Below are 15,872 nucleotides of genomic sequence, written 5' to 3' on the forward strand. Positions count from 1 at the left end.
TTCAGACGCGCTCGAAGATGCCTGCCGCGCCCTGGCCCATGCCCACGCACATGGTCACCATGCCGTACTTGAGCTGCTTGCGTTGCAGCGCATGCACCACGGTGGCGGCGCGGATCGCACCGGTTGCCCCAAGGGGATGGCCCAGTGCAATCGCACCGCCCATGGGGTTGACCTTGCTCTGGTCCAGACCCAGGGTGTTGATGACGGCCAGGGACTGGGCCGCAAAGGCCTCGTTGAGCTCGTACCAGTCGATATCGTCCTGCTTGAGACCCGCGTAACGCAGCGCGGCGGGAATGGCCTCGATAGGACCGATGCCCATGATGGCGGGCGGCACGCCCTTGCTGGCATAGCTGACGAAGCGTGCCAGCGGCGTCAGGCCGAAACGCTTGACGGCATCGCCGCTGGCAATGATCAGCGCGCCCGCACCGTCGCTGGTCTGCGAGCTATTGCCCGCCGTGACCGTGCCGCGCGCCGCAAACACGGTGCGCAGCTTGGCCAGGCCTTCCAGGCTGGTGTCGGGGCGCGGGCCTTCGTCCAGGCTCACGGTGCGCGTGCTGGCCACGGTTTCGCCGGTAGCGATGTTCAGCGTGCGGTCGGTGACTTCGATCGGCGTGATCTCGGCCGCGAACTCGCCGGCCTGCTGTGCGGCAATCGCGCGGCGGTGCGATTCGAGTGCAAACGCATCCTGCGCCTCGCGCGAGACCTTCCACTGCTGGGCTACCTTCTCCGCCGTCAGGCCCATGCCGTAGGCAATGCCCACATCGCCATCGCGCTCGAAGATGCTGGGCGAAAGGCTGGGCGCATTGCCCATCATGGGCACCATGCTCATGCTCTCCACACCGGCGGCAACCATCACATCGGCTTCACCGACGCGGATACGGTCCGCCGCCATGGCCACGGCCGACAGACCGGAGGCGCAGAAGCGGTTGACGGTGATGCCGCCGATGCTGGTGGGCAGTCCCGCCAGCACGGCACCGATACGCGCCACGTTCAGGCCCTGCTGGGCTTCGGGAATCGCGCAACCGCAGACGATGTCCTCGATCGCCTTGGGGTCCAGGCCAGGCACCTGGGCCAGCGCCGCCTTGAGCGTGGTGGCCAGCAGATCGTCGGGACGGTAGTTGCGGAAAAAACCCTTGTGCGAGCGACCGATGGGCGTGCGCGTGGCAGCAACGATATAGGCGTCTTGTACTTGCTTCATTTTTGTTTCTCCTCGCTTCGCCTTAGTTGCGTACCGGTTTGCCAGTGTTGAGCATTCCGAGAATGCGTTCATGGGTCTTGGGGTGAGCAATCAGATGGCAGAAAGCCTTGCGCTCCAGGCTCATCAGATAGGCCTCATCCACCAGCGTGCCGGCATCGACATCGCCGCCGCAGACCACATTGGCGATCAGGCCCGCAATATGCTGGTCGAACTCGCTGATGAAGCCGCCGTCGCGCATATTGACCAGCGAGCCCTTGATCGTGGCCTGGCCGCTGCGGCCCGCCACGGGGAAGCTGCGCTTGTGCGGCGCACGCCAGCCGCCGGCCGCCATGGCCTTGGCCTCGTTGATGGCGACAAACAGCACCTCGTCCTTGTGGGCCACAACGATGTCGCTGTCCAGCAGATAACCGAGCTTGCGCGACTCCAGCGCGCTGGTCCCCACCTTGGCCATGGCCGCCGCCGTGAAGCCTTCGGTCAGGAAGGGCAGCAAATCCTTGCCGGTGCTGGTGGCGGCATTTTCGGCAGCGCGACGGGCGATATAGGTCAGGCCGCCGGCGCCGGGAACCAGGCCCACCCCGACTTCCACCAGGCCGATATAGCTTTCCATATGGGCCACGCGACGCGCCGAGTACACCGCCATCTCGCAGCCGCCGCCCAGCGCCAGCCCGTGAATGGCAGACACCACAGGCACCTGTGCATAACGCAGGCGCAACATCAGATTCTGCAGCTCCTGCTCGATGCTCTCGATGGCGTCCGCTCCACCGATCACAAAGGCAGGCATGGTGGCCTCCAGGTCAGCGCCCACGCTGAAGGGTGCATCGCCGGACCAGATGACCATGCCGTCGAAGTCGCTCTCGGCCGTCTCCACCGCCTCCATCAGACCTTCCATGACTTCGGGGCTGATGGCATGCATCTTGTTCTTGATGCTGGCGATCAAGATCTTGCCGTCCAGCGTCCAGGTGCGCAGCGCCCTGGTTTCGGCAATCGTCGTGCCAGCCGTCTGCCAGTCGGGCAGATCGGTTTCACCCAGCAGCTTTTCGGGGAACAGCTGACGCTCATACACGGGCAGCACACGGCGCGGCACGAATTGGTTCTGCGCAGGGCTCCACGAGCCATTGCCGGTGTGCACGCCGCCAGCCTCGGCCACCGGACCTTCGAAGACCCATTGGGGCAGCGGCGCCTTGCACAGCGCCTTGCCAGCATCGATGTCCTCTTGGACCATCCTGGCCACCTCCAGCCAGCCGGCTTCCTGCCACAGCTCGAACGGGCCCTGCTTCATGCCGAAGCCCCAGCGCATGGCCTGGTCCACATCACGTGCGCAATCAGCAATGGATTGCAGATGCACGGCGGCATAGTGGAAGCTGTTGCGCAGAATGGCCCAGAGGAACTGCCCCTCCTTGCCCTCGGCATTGCGCAGCAGCTTCAGGCGCTCTGCGGCAGGCTTTTTGAGCATGCGGCCGTAGACCTCGTCGGCCTTGCCGCCAGCCGGAATGTAGTCCTCGCTGTCGAGTTCGAACTGGAAGATGTCGCGGCCGACCTTCTTGTAGAAGCCCTTCTTGGTCTTCTGGCCCAGGTTGCCCAGCTCGATCAGCTTGGCCAGCACGGGCGGCGTGCCGAAGCTGCCGTAGAAGGGATCGGTCTCCAGGCTCAGATTGTCCTGCAGCGTCTTGACGACATGGGCCATGGTGTCCAGGCCCACCACGTCGGCAGTGCGGAAGGTACCCGAGGAAGCGCGGCCCAGCTTCTTGCCCGTGAGGTCGTCCACCACGTCGAAGGACAGGCCGAAGTTCTCGACCTCCTTCATCGTGGACAGCATGCCGGCGATACCGATGCGATTGGCGATGAAGTTGGGCGTGTCGTGCGCGCGCACCACGCCCTTGCCCAGCGTACTGGTGACAAAGGCTTCGAGCTGATCCAGCACCTCGGCCTGCGTGGTGGGTGTGTTGATCAGTTCCACCAGCTGCATATAGCGCGGCGGGTTGAAGAAGTGGATGCCGCAAAAGCGCGGCTTGATGGCGTCGGGCAAGGCCTCGGACAGCTTGGTGATCGACAGGCCCGAGGTATTGGACGCCAGCAGCGCATGCTTGGCGACGAAGGGAGCGATCTTGTGATACAGGTCCAGCTTCCAGTCCATGCGCTCGGCAATGGCCTCGATCACCAGATCGCAGCCCTTGAGTAGCTTCATATGCTCTTCGTAGTTGGCCGGCTGAATCAGCTCCACATCATCGGCCACGCCGATCGGCGAAGGCTTGAGCTTCTTCAGATTGGCAATGGCACGCTCTGCAATGCCGCTCTTGGAGCCTTCCTTGGCGGGCAGGTCGAACAAAATGACCGGCACCTTGACGTTGACCAGATGGGCGGCGATCTGCGCACCCATCACGCCCGCGCCCAGCACGGCGACTTTTTTCACATTGAATCGGGACATGAGCTATGTTCCATTAAGGGCCAGCGGCCTTGCCACGGACAAAGCATGGGACTGAGGCGCTGGCTGTTTTTTGTCTTGAGATTTACTGAACGCGAATCCAGGTCTGCGTACGCCAGAAAGGACCGATGGAGCCACGCACTTCCAGCTTCTGGCCTTCGTCGATGGGCGTCAGGCGCACGGTATAGGTCTTGCCGTTTTCGGGGTCGAGAATCCTGCCGCCTTCCCAGACCTCCTTGCCCTCGGCCTTCTTGACGCCGCTGATCAGCGTCATGCCCACCACGGGCTTGTCCTTGAGCTCGTCCTTGCACTCGGTGCACAGCGCATTCGGGTCCGCGCCCTTGCGCAGCAGGGCCTCAACCTTGCCCGTGACCACGCCGCCGGCCTCGGTGATCTTCACCTGCGCCTTGGGCGTGTTTTCCTTTTCATCCATGCTGCGCCAGGTGCCCACGGGCGACATCTGCGCCCAGGCGGCCGACATGCTGCCCGCTACCAATACAAGAGCTGCTACCGCTTTGATCTTCTTCATTTCCTGGTCCTTTATATTCAAAACAAGGGATGAATAGGCGCATGAAGCTACTCTTTCAATAGCAACACAGCATGCGCCTGCGGAACCTCAGGCCAGGGCCGCGTCGCTGTCCATCAGCGACTGGCTGCCGGCGCGCGCGGTGCGCATCAGCGTCGCCGTCTCGGGGAACAGCTTGGCGAAGTAAAAGCGCGCGGTCTGCAGCTTGCCCTGGTAGAAGGGATCTGCATTGCCGGCCGCGATCTCGCGCAGCGCCACCTGGGCCATGCGGGCAAACAGGTAGCCAAAGACCAGATGGCCGGCCACACGCAGATAGTCCACGGCGGCTGCGCCGACTTCGTCGGGGTTCTGCATGCCCTTGAAACCGATCTCGGTGGTGAACTTGGTCATCTGCTCGCCCAGCATGGCAATGGGCGTGATGAACTCGCTCATCTTCTCGTTGACGCCTTCTTCCTCCACCAGCTGGGCGATCAGCTTGCCAAACTTCTTGAGCGTCGCGCCCTGGTTGCCCAGGATCTTGCGGCCCAGCAGATCCAGCGCCTGGATGCCGTTCGTGCCTTCATAGATCATGTTGATGCGCGCATCGCGCACAAACTGCTCCATGCCCCATTCCTTGATGAAACCGTGGCCGCCGAAGACCTGCTGGCTCAGGGTCGTCGCCGTCCAGCCGTTGTCGGTGATGAAGGCCTTGACGATGGGCGTCAGCAGGGCCACCAGCTCGCCGCTGTCCTTGCGCACCTTTTCGTCGGGGTGGTGCAGCTCCTTGTCCAGCAGCAGGCCGCAGAAGGTGGACAGCGCGCGGCCGCCTTCGGCATAGGCCTTGGCCGTGAGCAGCATGCGGCGCACATCGGGATGGACGATGATGGGGTCGGCCGGCTTGTCCTTGGCCTTCACGCCCGACAGGCTGCGCATCTGCAGGCGGTCCTTGGCATAGGCCAGCGCATTCTGGTAGGCCACTTCGGTCAGTCCGAGCGACTGGTTGCCCACGCCCAGGCGGGCCGCGTTCATCATCACGAACATGGCTTGCAGACCCTTGTTGGGCTCGCCCACCAGAGTGCCGATGGCGCCGTCGATATTGATCTGGGCCGTGGCATTGCCGTGAATGCCCATCTTGTGCTCCAGCGCACCGCAGAAAATCGGGTTGCGCTCACCCAGCGAACCATCGGCCTTCACCTTGAACTTGGGCACGACGAACAGGCTGATGCCCTTGGAGCCGACAGGCGCATCGGGCAGACGCGCCAGCACCAGGTGCACGATGTTGCTGGTGAAGTCATGCTCGCCGGCCGAGATGAAGATCTTGTTGCCGGTGATCTTGTAGCTGCCGTCCGCCTGAGGCTCGGCCTTGGTGCGCAGCAGGCCCAGGTCAGTGCCGCAATGGGGCTCGGTCAGGCACATGGTGCCGGTCCACTCGCCGCTGGTCAGCTTGCCCAGATAGGTCTTCTTCTGCTCCGGCGTGCCATAGGCATGCAGAGCCTCATAGGCGCCATGCGACAGACCGGGATACATGGTCCATGCCTGATTGGCGCTGTTGAGCATTTCATAAAGCGCCGAATTGAGCACGAACGGCAAACCCTGGCCGCCATACTCCGGATCGCAGGACAGTGCCGGCCAGCCGCCCTCGATGAACTGCGCATACGCCTGCTTGAACCCCTTGGGCGTGGTGACCTCGTGGGTCTCCTTGTTCAGCGTGCAGCCCTCTTCATCGCCGGAGATATTCAAGGGAAACGTGACATTGGCCGCAAACTTTCCCGCCTCTTCGACCACCGCATTGATGGTGTCGGCATCAACCTCCGCATACTTGGGAATCTGCTGATAGGTCTCGGTGACCTTGAAGACCTCGTGCATGAGGAATTGCATGTCACGCAGTGGCGGGTTGTAGCTGGGCATTTGTCGTCTCCTGTGATGGTTGCGCGTTGAACGGTTTGCTTTTGGGGTTGGAACTGACGCGGGTTGTGAATGGCGTCAGGCGGCTGGCGGCTCGCTGGCATAGCGCGCCAGAATGTTGTTGAAGCCTGCATTAGCCCGCTCTATCGAGCCCTCGCTATGCAGAAAGCGCGCCTCGTAATGCAGGGCAAGAATCAGGCCGTGAATTTCAAACAGCAACTGGCTGGCGTCCGCATCGGCACGCAGATCGCCGCATTCCTGGCTTTGCACAATGGTGCGGCGCATGGCGGCCAGCCAGGTGCTGACGGACTCGGACAGTGCATCGCGCACCGGCCCCGTGCGATCGTCAAACTCCACCGCTCCGCTGATATAGATGCAGCCGGAGTCGATCTCCATGGAGGTGCGCTTCATCCAGTTGCCAAACAGCGCGCGCAGACGCGGAATGCCGCGCGGCGCCTCGATGGCGGGGTAGAAGACTTCCTGCTCGAAACGGTCGTGGTACTCGTGCACCACGGAAATCTGCAATTCCTCACGCGAGCCGAAATGGGCAAACACACCTGATTTGCTCATGCCCGTGAGTTCGGCAATCGCGCCAATGGACAGCCCTTCAAGGCCGATATGGGTGGCCAGATTGAGCGCAGCCTCGACAATCGTGGCCTTGGTTTGCTGACCTTTTGCGAGTGATCGGCCCGCAGACTTGGCGGCGCCCCCCTCCACGGCCTTACTGGGGCTAACCGCAGCTTGCGCCTCTGCGTGCAGCTTGCGAGACTTTGCGCTGGTCTTCCTGCCCGCAGCCCCCCCGCGGCCAGCCGGGTGCGCCACATCCCGACTTGCGGGCGAAGTTGAAGAACGGGAAGCGGAGGACGAGGCCATGAAACTCTCAATAAAACGAACGTTCGTTCTATTTTGCACAATTTCCGACCGGTTTTGAATCCATCAAGGGTAAATACTTAGCCTTTCCCTGCCAGGACTTGTGTCGACTCAGCTGCCTCGATGCGCAATAAAAAACGCCGCCAGTCCTGAGACTGCGGCGTTCCTGAAAGAGTGCCTGACGAGCGACTCAGACCACGACCATCATGGCCAGGCTGGCATCCAGGTGTTCCGTGGGCAGGCGGCGGAAGCCGGAGCGGGCATAGCGCTGCAGACGTCCCAGCGCAAACGAGGTCAGCACACTGGCAGCAACCGATGCTTCGGCCGTCGGTGCAGCAGAGCCCATGGCACCGGCGGCAGGGCGCAGGCATTGGCGCAAGGTGGACTCGATGCGGTCAAAGAACTGGTTCATGCGGGTCTGCAGACGCTCGTGCTCGAAAACGATGGCATCGCCGACCATCACTCGCACCATGCCGGGGTTTTTTTCGCCAAACTGCAGCAGCAATGCCACCACGCGGTTGGCATTGCGCACGCTCGTGACCGGATCATGCGCGGTCTCGGGCACATCGCGGCCCACAATCTGCTGCACCAGCGTGAAGACGGACTGCTCGATGAACTCGATCAGGCCCTCGAACATCTGGGCCTTGCTGGCGAAGTGACGGTACAGGGCCGCCTCGCTCACGCTCAGATGGGCTGCCAGGGCTGCCGTGGTGATACGGTCGGCACCGGGCTTTTCCAGCATGGAGGCCAATGCCTGCAGGATTTGCTCGCGGCGTTCGCCGGGCTTGGGGCGCTTGCGCGCAGGAGCCATGGCAGGAGCGGCAGGACTGTCCTCCGCGGGATTTTCAATATTGGAAACAGGCGACAGGACTTCAGACTCAGACATAGGCGACTCAGTATTTATTAGCAATTTTCTCACAGCCAGTTGCACTGTTAAGCACACGACTATCCTTACCGGTAGGTGTCAGGTGCGTCAAACCAACCTTAATACACAGCAGGCTTGCGGTCTCCACCCCGAACTTTCACCCCCGCTCTCACCAACACGCAAGCGTAACCGAGAAATTAACCTTTGAGAGCTTCAGATACCTCATGACTGCCTTCTGAAACTGATTGAACCGGAATTTCAAGTCTTACTAATAGGCCTTTACCGAAACTTCCATCTGAAAAACTCAGTACACCTTGATGCAATTGCGTTATTTCATCGGCAATTGCCAGGCCCAGACCGGTTCCTTCTTCAATCACTCCCTGGGCGCGATAGAAACGCTGGGTAATCTGGCTGCGCTCTTCCTCGGGCACGCCGGGCCCGTCATCGTCAACCTCGACAAAAGCCCATTGCTGCACACCCGCGATCTGCAGCAAAGTGGCATCGTCCGTGCCCACGGGTCGGGGGCGCAGACCGCAGCGCAAGGTGACGCTGCCGCCTCTGGGCGTGTACTTGATGGCGTTTTCTACCAGGTTGGAAACCAGCTCGCGCAGCAACCAGCTATGGCCCCAGACCGATGCAGGCTCGACCTCGAGGCCAAAGTCCAGCTCCTTGATCGATGCGCGATCGATGAAGGTCTCAAGCATGCTCTCGCAGAGTTCCTTGAGGTCCACCTCCTGCAACGGCTGCACCTCGGCATTGCGCGCATCGGCACGCGACAGGGCCAGCAGCTGACGCGCCAGCTGGGAGGTGCGCCGGGTTGCATCACGCAACTGCTCGATCTGCTCCACCGTGAGCACAACCTGCGCCTGCTCCCCGGTCCGCTTGGCCAGGCGCCTGGCCTCCTGCCCGCTCAGGGCCCAAGCTTCTACCTGGGTCTGCAGGGCCGCCAGCGGCGTGCGCAGTTGATGGGCCGCATCGGCGACGAAACGGCGCTGGCCTTCGGCCTGGGCATTGACCAGGGAGAACAGGCGATTGAGCGAGCGCACCAGCGGGCGGACCTCGGCTGGCGAGGTCTGCTCGTCGATCGGGCTCAGATCGCGCGGCGAGCGGCGCTCCACCGCCTGAGTCAGCTTGTGCAGCGGCTTGAAGGCCCGGCTCACCGACCAGTAAATGGCCACGGCCGCGCCCGCAATCAGCAGCAGATTGGGCAGCAGCACATGCATCAGCAACTGGCGAACCCATTGCTGACGCACATCGCTGCTGTCGGCCAGCATGACGACCATCTCGCCGGCGCCATAGGTTTCGGCCTTGAGCACGGCAACGCGATAGGTCACACCGTCGTGCTCCTGACTATGGAATTCCGCCGTGCCGGTCGCTGGCACATCGAAGTTGATCCAGGCATCGCCTGCCACCACATTGCCTTGCAGATCGCCCACGGCATAACCGGCTTCATCGCCCTGATTGCGCAGAAAATCTTCGACGCTTGGCGTCAGCGACACCAGCGGTGGCGTACCGTCCGCAATCGAAGGCGCGAGCACCGAATCGGCCAGGGCCGGCAGCAAGCGCAACAAACGCTGGTCATGCTGGGTGGAGGCCTCATCCGCGGAGCTGTAACTGAACCAGCCCCCCATGGCCGCCAACAGCATCAACGGCACCAAAAGCAGAACCAGCAGCCGAAAACGCAGATTGGCGGTCATTAATGTTTATTTAATGAGAAATCGGAGTATTCAATTTTTATAGCTGCAAGCGCTCTATTAATAACTAATTCAGATATATAAATAACCAAATCCCATATCAATCAATCGCTGACAGCTATCAAATAGAGAATCAAACGGATTCAGGCATCAACTCCAGCCGATAACCGAAACCCCGAATGGAGCGCAGGGCCACGCCATGCGGCTCCAATTTGCTGCGCAGGCGGGACACATAAACTTCCACGGCATTTGGCGTGATTTCACGGTCCCAACCGGTAAGGGCCTGCAGCAGCTTTTCCTTGCTGGCGGGCTTGGGGGCATTGAGCAACAGATACTCCAGCACCGTCCATTCACGCGGCCCCAGATCAATGGGCAGCAGCTTGCCTTCGGTTTCGCCTTCCTGCGGCAGCTGGCGTGCGCCGGCGCGGCGGCCCGCCGTATCCAGTTCGATACAGCCGAAGTTCAGCACCGCCGAAGTTGCAGCCTGGGAGCGGCGCATCAGCGCACGCAGGCGCGCCAGCAACTCAGGCAGCTCGAAAGGCTTGACCATATAGTCGTCAGCGCCCCAGTCCAGGCCTTGCACCCGATCCTGCAGCGCATCGCGCGCCGTGAGGATCAACACCGGCATGGCCTTGCTTTCCACATCGCTGCTGCGCAGGCGACGCGTCAGCTCCAGGCCGTTGATGCCTGGGAGGCCAATATCGATCACCGCCACATCGAACGCTTCCTGGGCCAGCACTTCCAGCGCACGCTCGGCACTGCCCACCCAGTCCACGGCATAACCGGCATCGGAAAGACCCAGCTTGATACCGCTGGCCACCATCACATCATCTTCCACCAGAAGCAAACGCATAAAGTCCTACCTCGCTCAAAAACAAAAGCCGCCCAAAGGCGGCTTGCGGCGGAGTCTTGAGCGCGACTCCACCCGGGAAAGCCCTGCGGCGATGTTAACGCCATATGTGAAAAGTCACTCGAGAAGAGCAACCACATGTCAGGGCCAGACAGGCTCATCAATGGCTGCGAATCATCGTGCCATACGCCTGGTCCGTCAAAATTTCCAGCAGCATGGAATGCGGCACGCGTCCATCGATGATGTGCACCGCATTCACGCCCGCCTTGGCAGCGTCCAGAGCGCCCGAAATCTTGGGCAGCATGCCGCCGGAAATCGTACCGTCGGCAAACAGCGCATCAATCTCGCGCGCCGTCAGATCCGTCAGCAGATTGCCGGCCTTGTCCAGAACGCCCGGAGTGTTGGTTAAAAGCACCAGCTTTTCAGCTTGCAACACTGTTGCGAGTTTGCTTGCAACCACGTCGGCGTTGATGTTGTAACTTTCGTTCTCCTCACCAAAACCGATAGGGCTGATCACCGGAATGAAAGCATCGTCCTGCAGCGCCTTCACCACACTGGGGTCGATGGCAACGATATCGCCCACCTGACCCACATCGTGCTCGATGCTCGGATCCTTGTTATCCAGCATCTTGAGCTTCTTGGCACGAATCAAGCCACCATCTCGCCCCGTCAGGCCCACGGCCTTGCCGCCGGCCTGATGGATCAGACCCACGATGTCCTGCTGTACCTCGCCAGCCAGCACCCACTCCACCACTTCCATGGTCTCTTCATCCGTGACACGCATGCCTTGGATGAATTCACCCTTTTTACCCAGCCGGCCCAACGCAGCTTCAATCTGAGGCCCACCACCATGAACCACCACAGGGTTAATCCCCACCAGCTTGAGCAACACCACATCTTCCGCAAAGTCAGCCTGCAAGGCAGGATCGGTCATGGCGTTACCGCCATACTTGATGACCATGGTCTTGCCATGGAACTTGCGGATGTAGGGCAGCGCTTGCGCGAGGATTTCGGCTTTGTCGCGGGGGGCGATTTGGGTGGTGGGGTCAATGGTGGTCATAGATCAAGGCTCTGTCCCATGGGACAATGTTCAAGTCAGATGGGCTGCATTGTGCCGCAAATGCTCTTGGAGACGAGCAAGATGCCAACTTCCCCGAGTCAGCCTCCCACGATATAAAACAATTCCACGTCCACTCACTCCATGAATTCGATTATTTTCTCTGTTCAAGAGTTATTCAGGTACGACGCGTTCCTTGCAGGTTTTGCCTCCTTTATCACCTGCGTGTTACTGGTTACCACCAAAAAATGGCATGGCAGTCTGTCCATGGATACAACGGACGGCTTGCAAAAATTCCATACCAACCCCACACCTCGAATTGGCGGTATTGCGATTGCCATCGGAGTATTCGTAGGCTATGCAGTATCCAGCCACGGTATGGCAGCAGCAGAAAAACGCGCCATTCTCAGTGCCATACTGCTTGCAGGCATACCAGCCTTTGTTTTCGGCCTCATGGAAGACATCACAAAAAAAGTCTCCGTCAAGGTGCGCCTGCTCGCCACCATGGCTTCCGGTGTGCTGGGCTGGGGTATTACAGGCACCTCTCTGACGCATGTGGATATTTGGGGGATAGATTGGCTTTTGAGCTTTACACTTATCTCCGTCATATTTACCGCCTTTGCCGTCGGCGGCGTTGCCAACGCCATTAATATCATCGACGGCTTCAATGGCCTAACGGCAGGTACAGCCATTATCATGCTTGCTGCCTTTGGCTTTATCGCACGCCAAGTGGGAGATATCCCACTTGCCTTCACCTGCCTCATTATTGCAGGTGCCGTCATGGGATTTTTTTTAGTGAATTGGCCGGCTGGTAAGATCTTCCTGGGTGACGGCGGAGCCTATTTTCTTGGTTTCATGCTGGCATGGATTTCAGTTCTCCTACCCGAGCGCAACACCTCTGTTTCACCCTGGACCAGTCTATTGATCTGCTCCTACCCCATTATTGAGGTCGGATTCAGTTTTATCAGAAAAACGATTCGAGAAGGCTACCACCCCAGCCAGCCCGATGGCGTGCATCTGCATATGCTGGCCAATAAACGCTGGGCCAAGAAAGCATTCTCCAGCTTTTCCAAGCCTATCCAGAACGGCTTGACTTCACCCTTCCTCTGGATGTATGCAGCCGTACCCTGCCTGATGGCGGTATTCACCTACCAGAACAAATGGCTGACCGCCACCTGCTTTTTCATTAGCGTTATTTGCTATCTGGCGTTCTACAGCAAGCTGGCCTATTTCCGCTGGATTCCGCCGCGTCGCAATTAATCAAGCAATATCTGAATAAGCCGGACATTGACCTTTTCGGCGTCGAACCGCTGCTCTGCAAGACGCCGACTTTCCTCCCCCATTCTGGCGACCAGAACAGGATCGCGGACAAGGCAGAGCATCTTCTGCGCCAGGGCCTCGGCATCCCAACGCGGAACCAGATAGCCGTTGACACCATCGACAACAGTTTCGCGGCAGCCCGGCACATCGGTGGTAATTACCGCACGCCCAACAGCCATGGCCTCCTGAGTGCTGCAGGGAACGCCTTCACGATAGGAGGGCAGCACAAAAACGCTGGCATCGGTCAGCCACTGCATTACGCTGCTCACATGGCCCGGATATTCGACGACACCGGATGCAATCAAATCGTCCAGTTCCAGGCGTGAAAGCCCGCCTGGGTTTTCTTCGTCCAGACCACCCAGCACCACAAAGCGGGCCTCTGGATGTAGGCTCTTCACCTTTCTGGCGGCTGCCACATATTCGTTGATACCCTTTTCCGCCAAAAGCCTGCCTACAAAGATGAAGCTTGGCGATTTTTGGGAGTCCAACGGTATATATGGATACTTTTCCAGATCCACTCCGATACCCCCCAAAATGCTGACATTCTTTGCCTTTAGGCCGTTGCGACTCAACAGGTCAGCGGAGTCATCTGGATTCAGGAAAATCAGGCGATCCAGTCCGGGGAGAGCCAGGCGATAAAGAAATACCTGTACCCAGCGCAAGACTCTCTGTTTGCGCTTCAGCCCGGTCGGTAGATCGGTGAATACATATCCTAGACCCTCAAGCATGCCGATATTGCGAGGAACCGCAGCCATTCGGGCAGCAATGGAGCCGAAGATCACCGGCTTGACAAAATAGGACAGCACCACATCGGGGGCGATCGTCTTCAATTGCCTAAACAGCTTCCAGGTATCAACGAGATCCCTGATTGGATTGAGTCCTGCTCTATTGAGAGAGTAGTCCAGAGGTATGGCTCCAAGAGCCACGATTTTTTCTCGGGAGACATTGTCATAGTCCACACAGAGCACATATACCGTGTGATTTCTCGCCACCAACTCCTTGATCAAGGGTATGCGAAAGTTGAAAACACTGGCAGAAACCGTACCAAGCAAGACCAATTTCACACGCGTCCTTCCCATGCATCCCGATAGGATGCCAGCATACGATCCAGACCAAAGCTGCTTGATACATGAGCTCTGGCGGCAGCCTGCCTTAACAGCCAGGCTTCAGCCTGTGCCATGGCCGACACAGCATCCTGAATGCCTGCAGCCAGAGCCTGCGGATTGCCGGGCGGCACCACCCAGCCCGTATCGCCCACCATCAAAGCGGCATCGCCGACATCCGTGGTCACACAAGGTGTCTCGCATGCCATGGCTTCGGCAATCACATTGGGAAAAGCCTCAGCTGAACTGGAAAGCACATGCAGATCCAGCGCGCTCATCACGGCAGGAATATCGTTTCGCTGGCCCAACAGGTGCACATGCTCTTGCAAGCCATTGCGCAGGAGCTTGCTTGTAACCTCCTGATTGGCGGCATCCATGCCGCGCCCCACCAGCACACATCGGAACTCTAGGCCCTGACTCCTCAAAAGAGCCAATGCCTTGATCAGATTGTCGTGATCCTTTTGCGGGTCAAAGCGACCCACCATCCCCAGCAAGGGCATGTTTTCAGGAATACCCCACTCCTGCCTCAAAAGTTTGGCGTCTGCAGGGTTCGGCGAAAATTTCTGAAGATCGTAGCCATTAGGTATGACCTTCATCTTCTTCGAAGAGAATCCTATCTCCTCATGAATGAGCCGTGATTTTTCAGCGCAGCAGACAATAACTTCGGGAATCCAATGGGACAACACGGCATTGATCTTGGCAATCCATCGGGTCGACGCCTTGGTCTTTCCCTTTTCCAGAATGCTGTGATGAATCCCCCAGACTATGTTCTTGATGCCAGAAGTTCTAGCGACCAATCCGCCCACCAGATCGCCATGATACATCCAGGTCTGAACAGCCATATCAGTTCCGGCATGCACCTTCTTTTCATTTCGCAATAGTTGCCACAGAAGCTTCAATCCACCCGGAGTCAAACTTCCGGCTGGCATATTCAAGCACTCTACGTCGACACCAGCTTCCTTTAGCAGAACCCCATATTTCCCCCCATCCATTAAAGAAATTACCTTGTGGCAGTTTTCTTTATCAGAGGTGGATAGGCGATAAAGAACAGCTTCTGCCCCGCCATCTCCAAGACCAGTAATTATGTGAATAATTAGCATTCTATAGAACTCTTAACCAAAAAAGCCACTGAAGAGTTATATAAATAACAAACATAGAGACCATGCATATCTTCCACCAGCGCTCAAAATCAAATACTGTCAAAATAAAAATAGGCAACGCGGCTGCAAGAAATCTGGTGGAGTATCCACCGTGCAAAACATTGAATGTAACTATAGACAGAACAACATAGTTGTACTTACCAAAGAAAGACTTCATCATTTCTTTATAATTGAATATCATTGCAAAAAGCATCAACATCCAAAAAAGCGAGTACTGAAACGAGCTTCGCATATCAGGATATTCAGCTCTTCTATCCCCCAAAACAATGAGTATCCACTCTCTCAATGGTCCCAAAGCAATAGAAATCAATGCACCAAACATCAATATAAAAATCAGGTAAATAGATTTCCCCAATTTGAATTTTCGGGAAAATTCATCCATAAACAAGATGAATATATAAATAGATAGAAAAATAATAGATGCAGTATGAACCAGCATGGCCACAAGCACCACTCCAATAGCAATATATCTATTCCTATCCTTCAAGAAAAATGCCAAAATCAGAATAGAAACAGCTAAAGCAGATCTCAGTTGCGAAAATGAAAAATCAACAACCAATGGATTTATGAGAAATATCAGCATCCATGGCTTTCCATATTTCAATACCAGCATAGCTGGCATGAGCAATGAGAAGAAAGAAACACAAAAGAAAATTACCTCTAGGTCAACCCCATTATTCATCAACGAAATAACAGAATAATGCCACAGAAATTCATTAATGAAATAATCCTTGACCCCTGAGAATTTCACATAACTCAATACACTTTCTTCAAATAAAAAATAATGCGAATAAACACTTCTATCCTCATATGGAAATTGATATATTGATTCATATATAGAAACCCATGGGACAGCACACATGAATAGCATGAACAAAGCCAACGCCAGGAAACTGCCAAAACTCTTCCCAGTATTATTCATA

The 15,872-nt window shown here is 57.7% G+C and carries 13 protein-coding genes; 1 reads left to right on the plus strand and 12 read right to left on the minus strand.

Features of this window, described 5'->3' with window-relative positions; translation table 11 throughout:
• Position 1: 1 nt before the first annotated feature.
• The 9 genes from CTR2_RS24420 to argB form a co-directional block, all read right to left on the minus strand.
• On the minus strand, positions 2-1,198 hold the full coding sequence (locus CTR2_RS24420; RefSeq protein WP_003081295.1) for an acetyl-CoA C-acyltransferase: 1,197 nt from the start codon (positions 1,196-1,198) through the stop codon (positions 2-4).
• Positions 1,199-1,220: 22 nt separating this feature from the next.
• On the minus strand, positions 1,221-3,623 hold the full coding sequence (locus CTR2_RS24425) for a 3-hydroxyacyl-CoA dehydrogenase/enoyl-CoA hydratase family protein (RefSeq protein WP_087080303.1): 2,403 nt from the start codon (positions 3,621-3,623) through the stop codon (positions 1,221-1,223).
• A gap of 82 nt (positions 3,624-3,705) precedes the next feature.
• A complete protein-coding gene (locus CTR2_RS24430) occupies positions 3,706-4,149 on the minus strand; it encodes a DUF2147 domain-containing protein (protein WP_087080301.1) in 444 nt (147 codons plus the stop codon).
• An 87-nt stretch (positions 4,150-4,236) separates the two neighbouring features.
• A complete protein-coding gene (locus CTR2_RS24435; protein ID WP_087080299.1) occupies positions 4,237-6,033 on the minus strand; it encodes an acyl-CoA dehydrogenase C-terminal domain-containing protein in 1,797 nt (598 codons plus the stop codon).
• A 75-nt stretch (positions 6,034-6,108) separates the two neighbouring features.
• The gene (locus CTR2_RS24440; protein ID WP_254913207.1) at positions 6,109-6,903 is read right to left on the minus strand and encodes a TetR/AcrR family transcriptional regulator; all 795 of its coding nucleotides are present in this window, start codon (positions 6,901-6,903) and stop codon (positions 6,109-6,111) included.
• 187 nt (positions 6,904-7,090) lie between these two features.
• A complete protein-coding gene (gene slmA / locus CTR2_RS24445; RefSeq protein WP_087080295.1) occupies positions 7,091-7,786 on the minus strand; it encodes a nucleoid occlusion factor SlmA in 696 nt (231 codons plus the stop codon).
• A 176-nt stretch (positions 7,787-7,962) separates the two neighbouring features.
• A complete protein-coding gene (locus tag CTR2_RS24450; protein ID WP_087080293.1) occupies positions 7,963-9,462 on the minus strand; it encodes a sensor histidine kinase in 1,500 nt (499 codons plus the stop codon).
• A gap of 130 nt (positions 9,463-9,592) precedes the next feature.
• Positions 9,593-10,312, minus strand: a complete 720-nt coding sequence (locus CTR2_RS24455) for a response regulator transcription factor (protein WP_003068054.1) — start codon at positions 10,310-10,312, stop codon at positions 9,593-9,595.
• Between the two features lie 157 nt (positions 10,313-10,469).
• Positions 10,470-11,369: an acetylglutamate kinase gene (gene argB, locus CTR2_RS24460; RefSeq protein ID WP_003068053.1), complete on the minus strand. Its 900-nt coding sequence runs from the start codon at positions 11,367-11,369 to the stop codon at positions 10,470-10,472.
• A 141-nt stretch (positions 11,370-11,510) separates the two neighbouring features.
• Between argB and CTR2_RS24465 the strand changes: the two genes are divergently transcribed.
• Positions 11,511-12,626 carry an MraY family glycosyltransferase gene (locus CTR2_RS24465; RefSeq protein ID WP_087080292.1) on the plus strand — a complete coding sequence of 372 codons (1,116 nt, stop codon included), beginning with the start codon at positions 11,511-11,513 and terminating at the stop codon, positions 12,624-12,626.
• On the opposite strand, the gene CTR2_RS24470 is transcribed toward CTR2_RS24465, so the two are convergent.
• From CTR2_RS24470 to CTR2_RS24480, 3 genes are read right to left on the minus strand one after another with little or no spacing between them, the layout of a single operon-like run.
• On the minus strand, positions 12,623-13,750 hold the full coding sequence (locus CTR2_RS24470; RefSeq protein WP_217896223.1) for a glycosyltransferase family 4 protein: 1,128 nt from the start codon (positions 13,748-13,750) through the stop codon (positions 12,623-12,625). The two genes, CTR2_RS24465 and CTR2_RS24470, sit on opposite strands and share 4 nt — an antisense overlap.
• A complete protein-coding gene (locus CTR2_RS24475) occupies positions 13,747-14,889 on the minus strand; it encodes a glycosyltransferase family 4 protein (RefSeq protein WP_087080289.1) in 1,143 nt (380 codons plus the stop codon). The genes CTR2_RS24470 and CTR2_RS24475 overlap by 4 nt, the downstream gene beginning before the upstream one ends.
• 1 nt (position 14,890) lies before the next feature.
• Positions 14,891-15,871, minus strand: a complete 981-nt coding sequence (locus CTR2_RS24480; RefSeq protein WP_087080286.1) for a hypothetical protein — start codon at positions 15,869-15,871, stop codon at positions 14,891-14,893.
• Position 15,872: the final 1 nt, after the last annotated feature.

Source organism: Comamonas thiooxydans (assembly GCF_002157685.2).
Classification (GTDB): domain Bacteria; phylum Pseudomonadota; class Gammaproteobacteria; order Burkholderiales; family Burkholderiaceae_C; genus Comamonas; species Comamonas testosteroni_H.

Coding starts and splice junctions, on each gene's coding strand:
- CTR2_RS24430 (WP_087080301.1), bottom strand. CDS start 4,149: ATGAAGAAGATCAAAGCGGTAGCAGCTCTTGTATTGGTAGCGGGCAGC.
- CTR2_RS24465 (WP_087080292.1), top strand. CDS start 11,511: ATGAATTCGATTATTTTCTCTGTTCAAGAGTTATTCAGGTACGACGCG.
- CTR2_RS24475 (WP_087080289.1), bottom strand. CDS start 14,889: ATGCTAATTATTCACATAATTACTGGTCTTGGAGATGGCGGGGCAGAA.
- CTR2_RS24425 (WP_087080303.1), bottom strand. CDS start 3,623: ATGTCCCGATTCAATGTGAAAAAAGTCGCCGTGCTGGGCGCGGGCGTG.
- CTR2_RS24450 (WP_087080293.1), bottom strand. CDS start 9,462: ATGACCGCCAATCTGCGTTTTCGGCTGCTGGTTCTGCTTTTGGTGCCG.
- CTR2_RS24420 (WP_003081295.1), bottom strand. CDS start 1,198: ATGAAGCAAGTACAAGACGCCTATATCGTTGCTGCCACGCGCACGCCC.
- CTR2_RS24440 (WP_254913207.1), bottom strand. CDS start 6,903: ATGGCCTCGTCCTCCGCTTCCCGTTCTTCAACTTCGCCCGCAAGTCGG.
- CTR2_RS24455 (WP_003068054.1), bottom strand. CDS start 10,312: ATGCGTTTGCTTCTGGTGGAAGATGATGTGATGGTGGCCAGCGGTATC.
- argB (WP_003068053.1), bottom strand. CDS start 11,369: ATGACCACCATTGACCCCACCACCCAAATCGCCCCCCGCGACAAAGCC.
- CTR2_RS24435 (WP_087080299.1), bottom strand. CDS start 6,033: ATGCCCAGCTACAACCCGCCACTGCGTGACATGCAATTCCTCATGCAC.
- CTR2_RS24480 (WP_087080286.1), bottom strand. CDS start 15,871: ATGAATAATACTGGGAAGAGTTTTGGCAGTTTCCTGGCGTTGGCTTTG.
- slmA (WP_087080295.1), bottom strand. CDS start 7,786: ATGTCTGAGTCTGAAGTCCTGTCGCCTGTTTCCAATATTGAAAATCCC.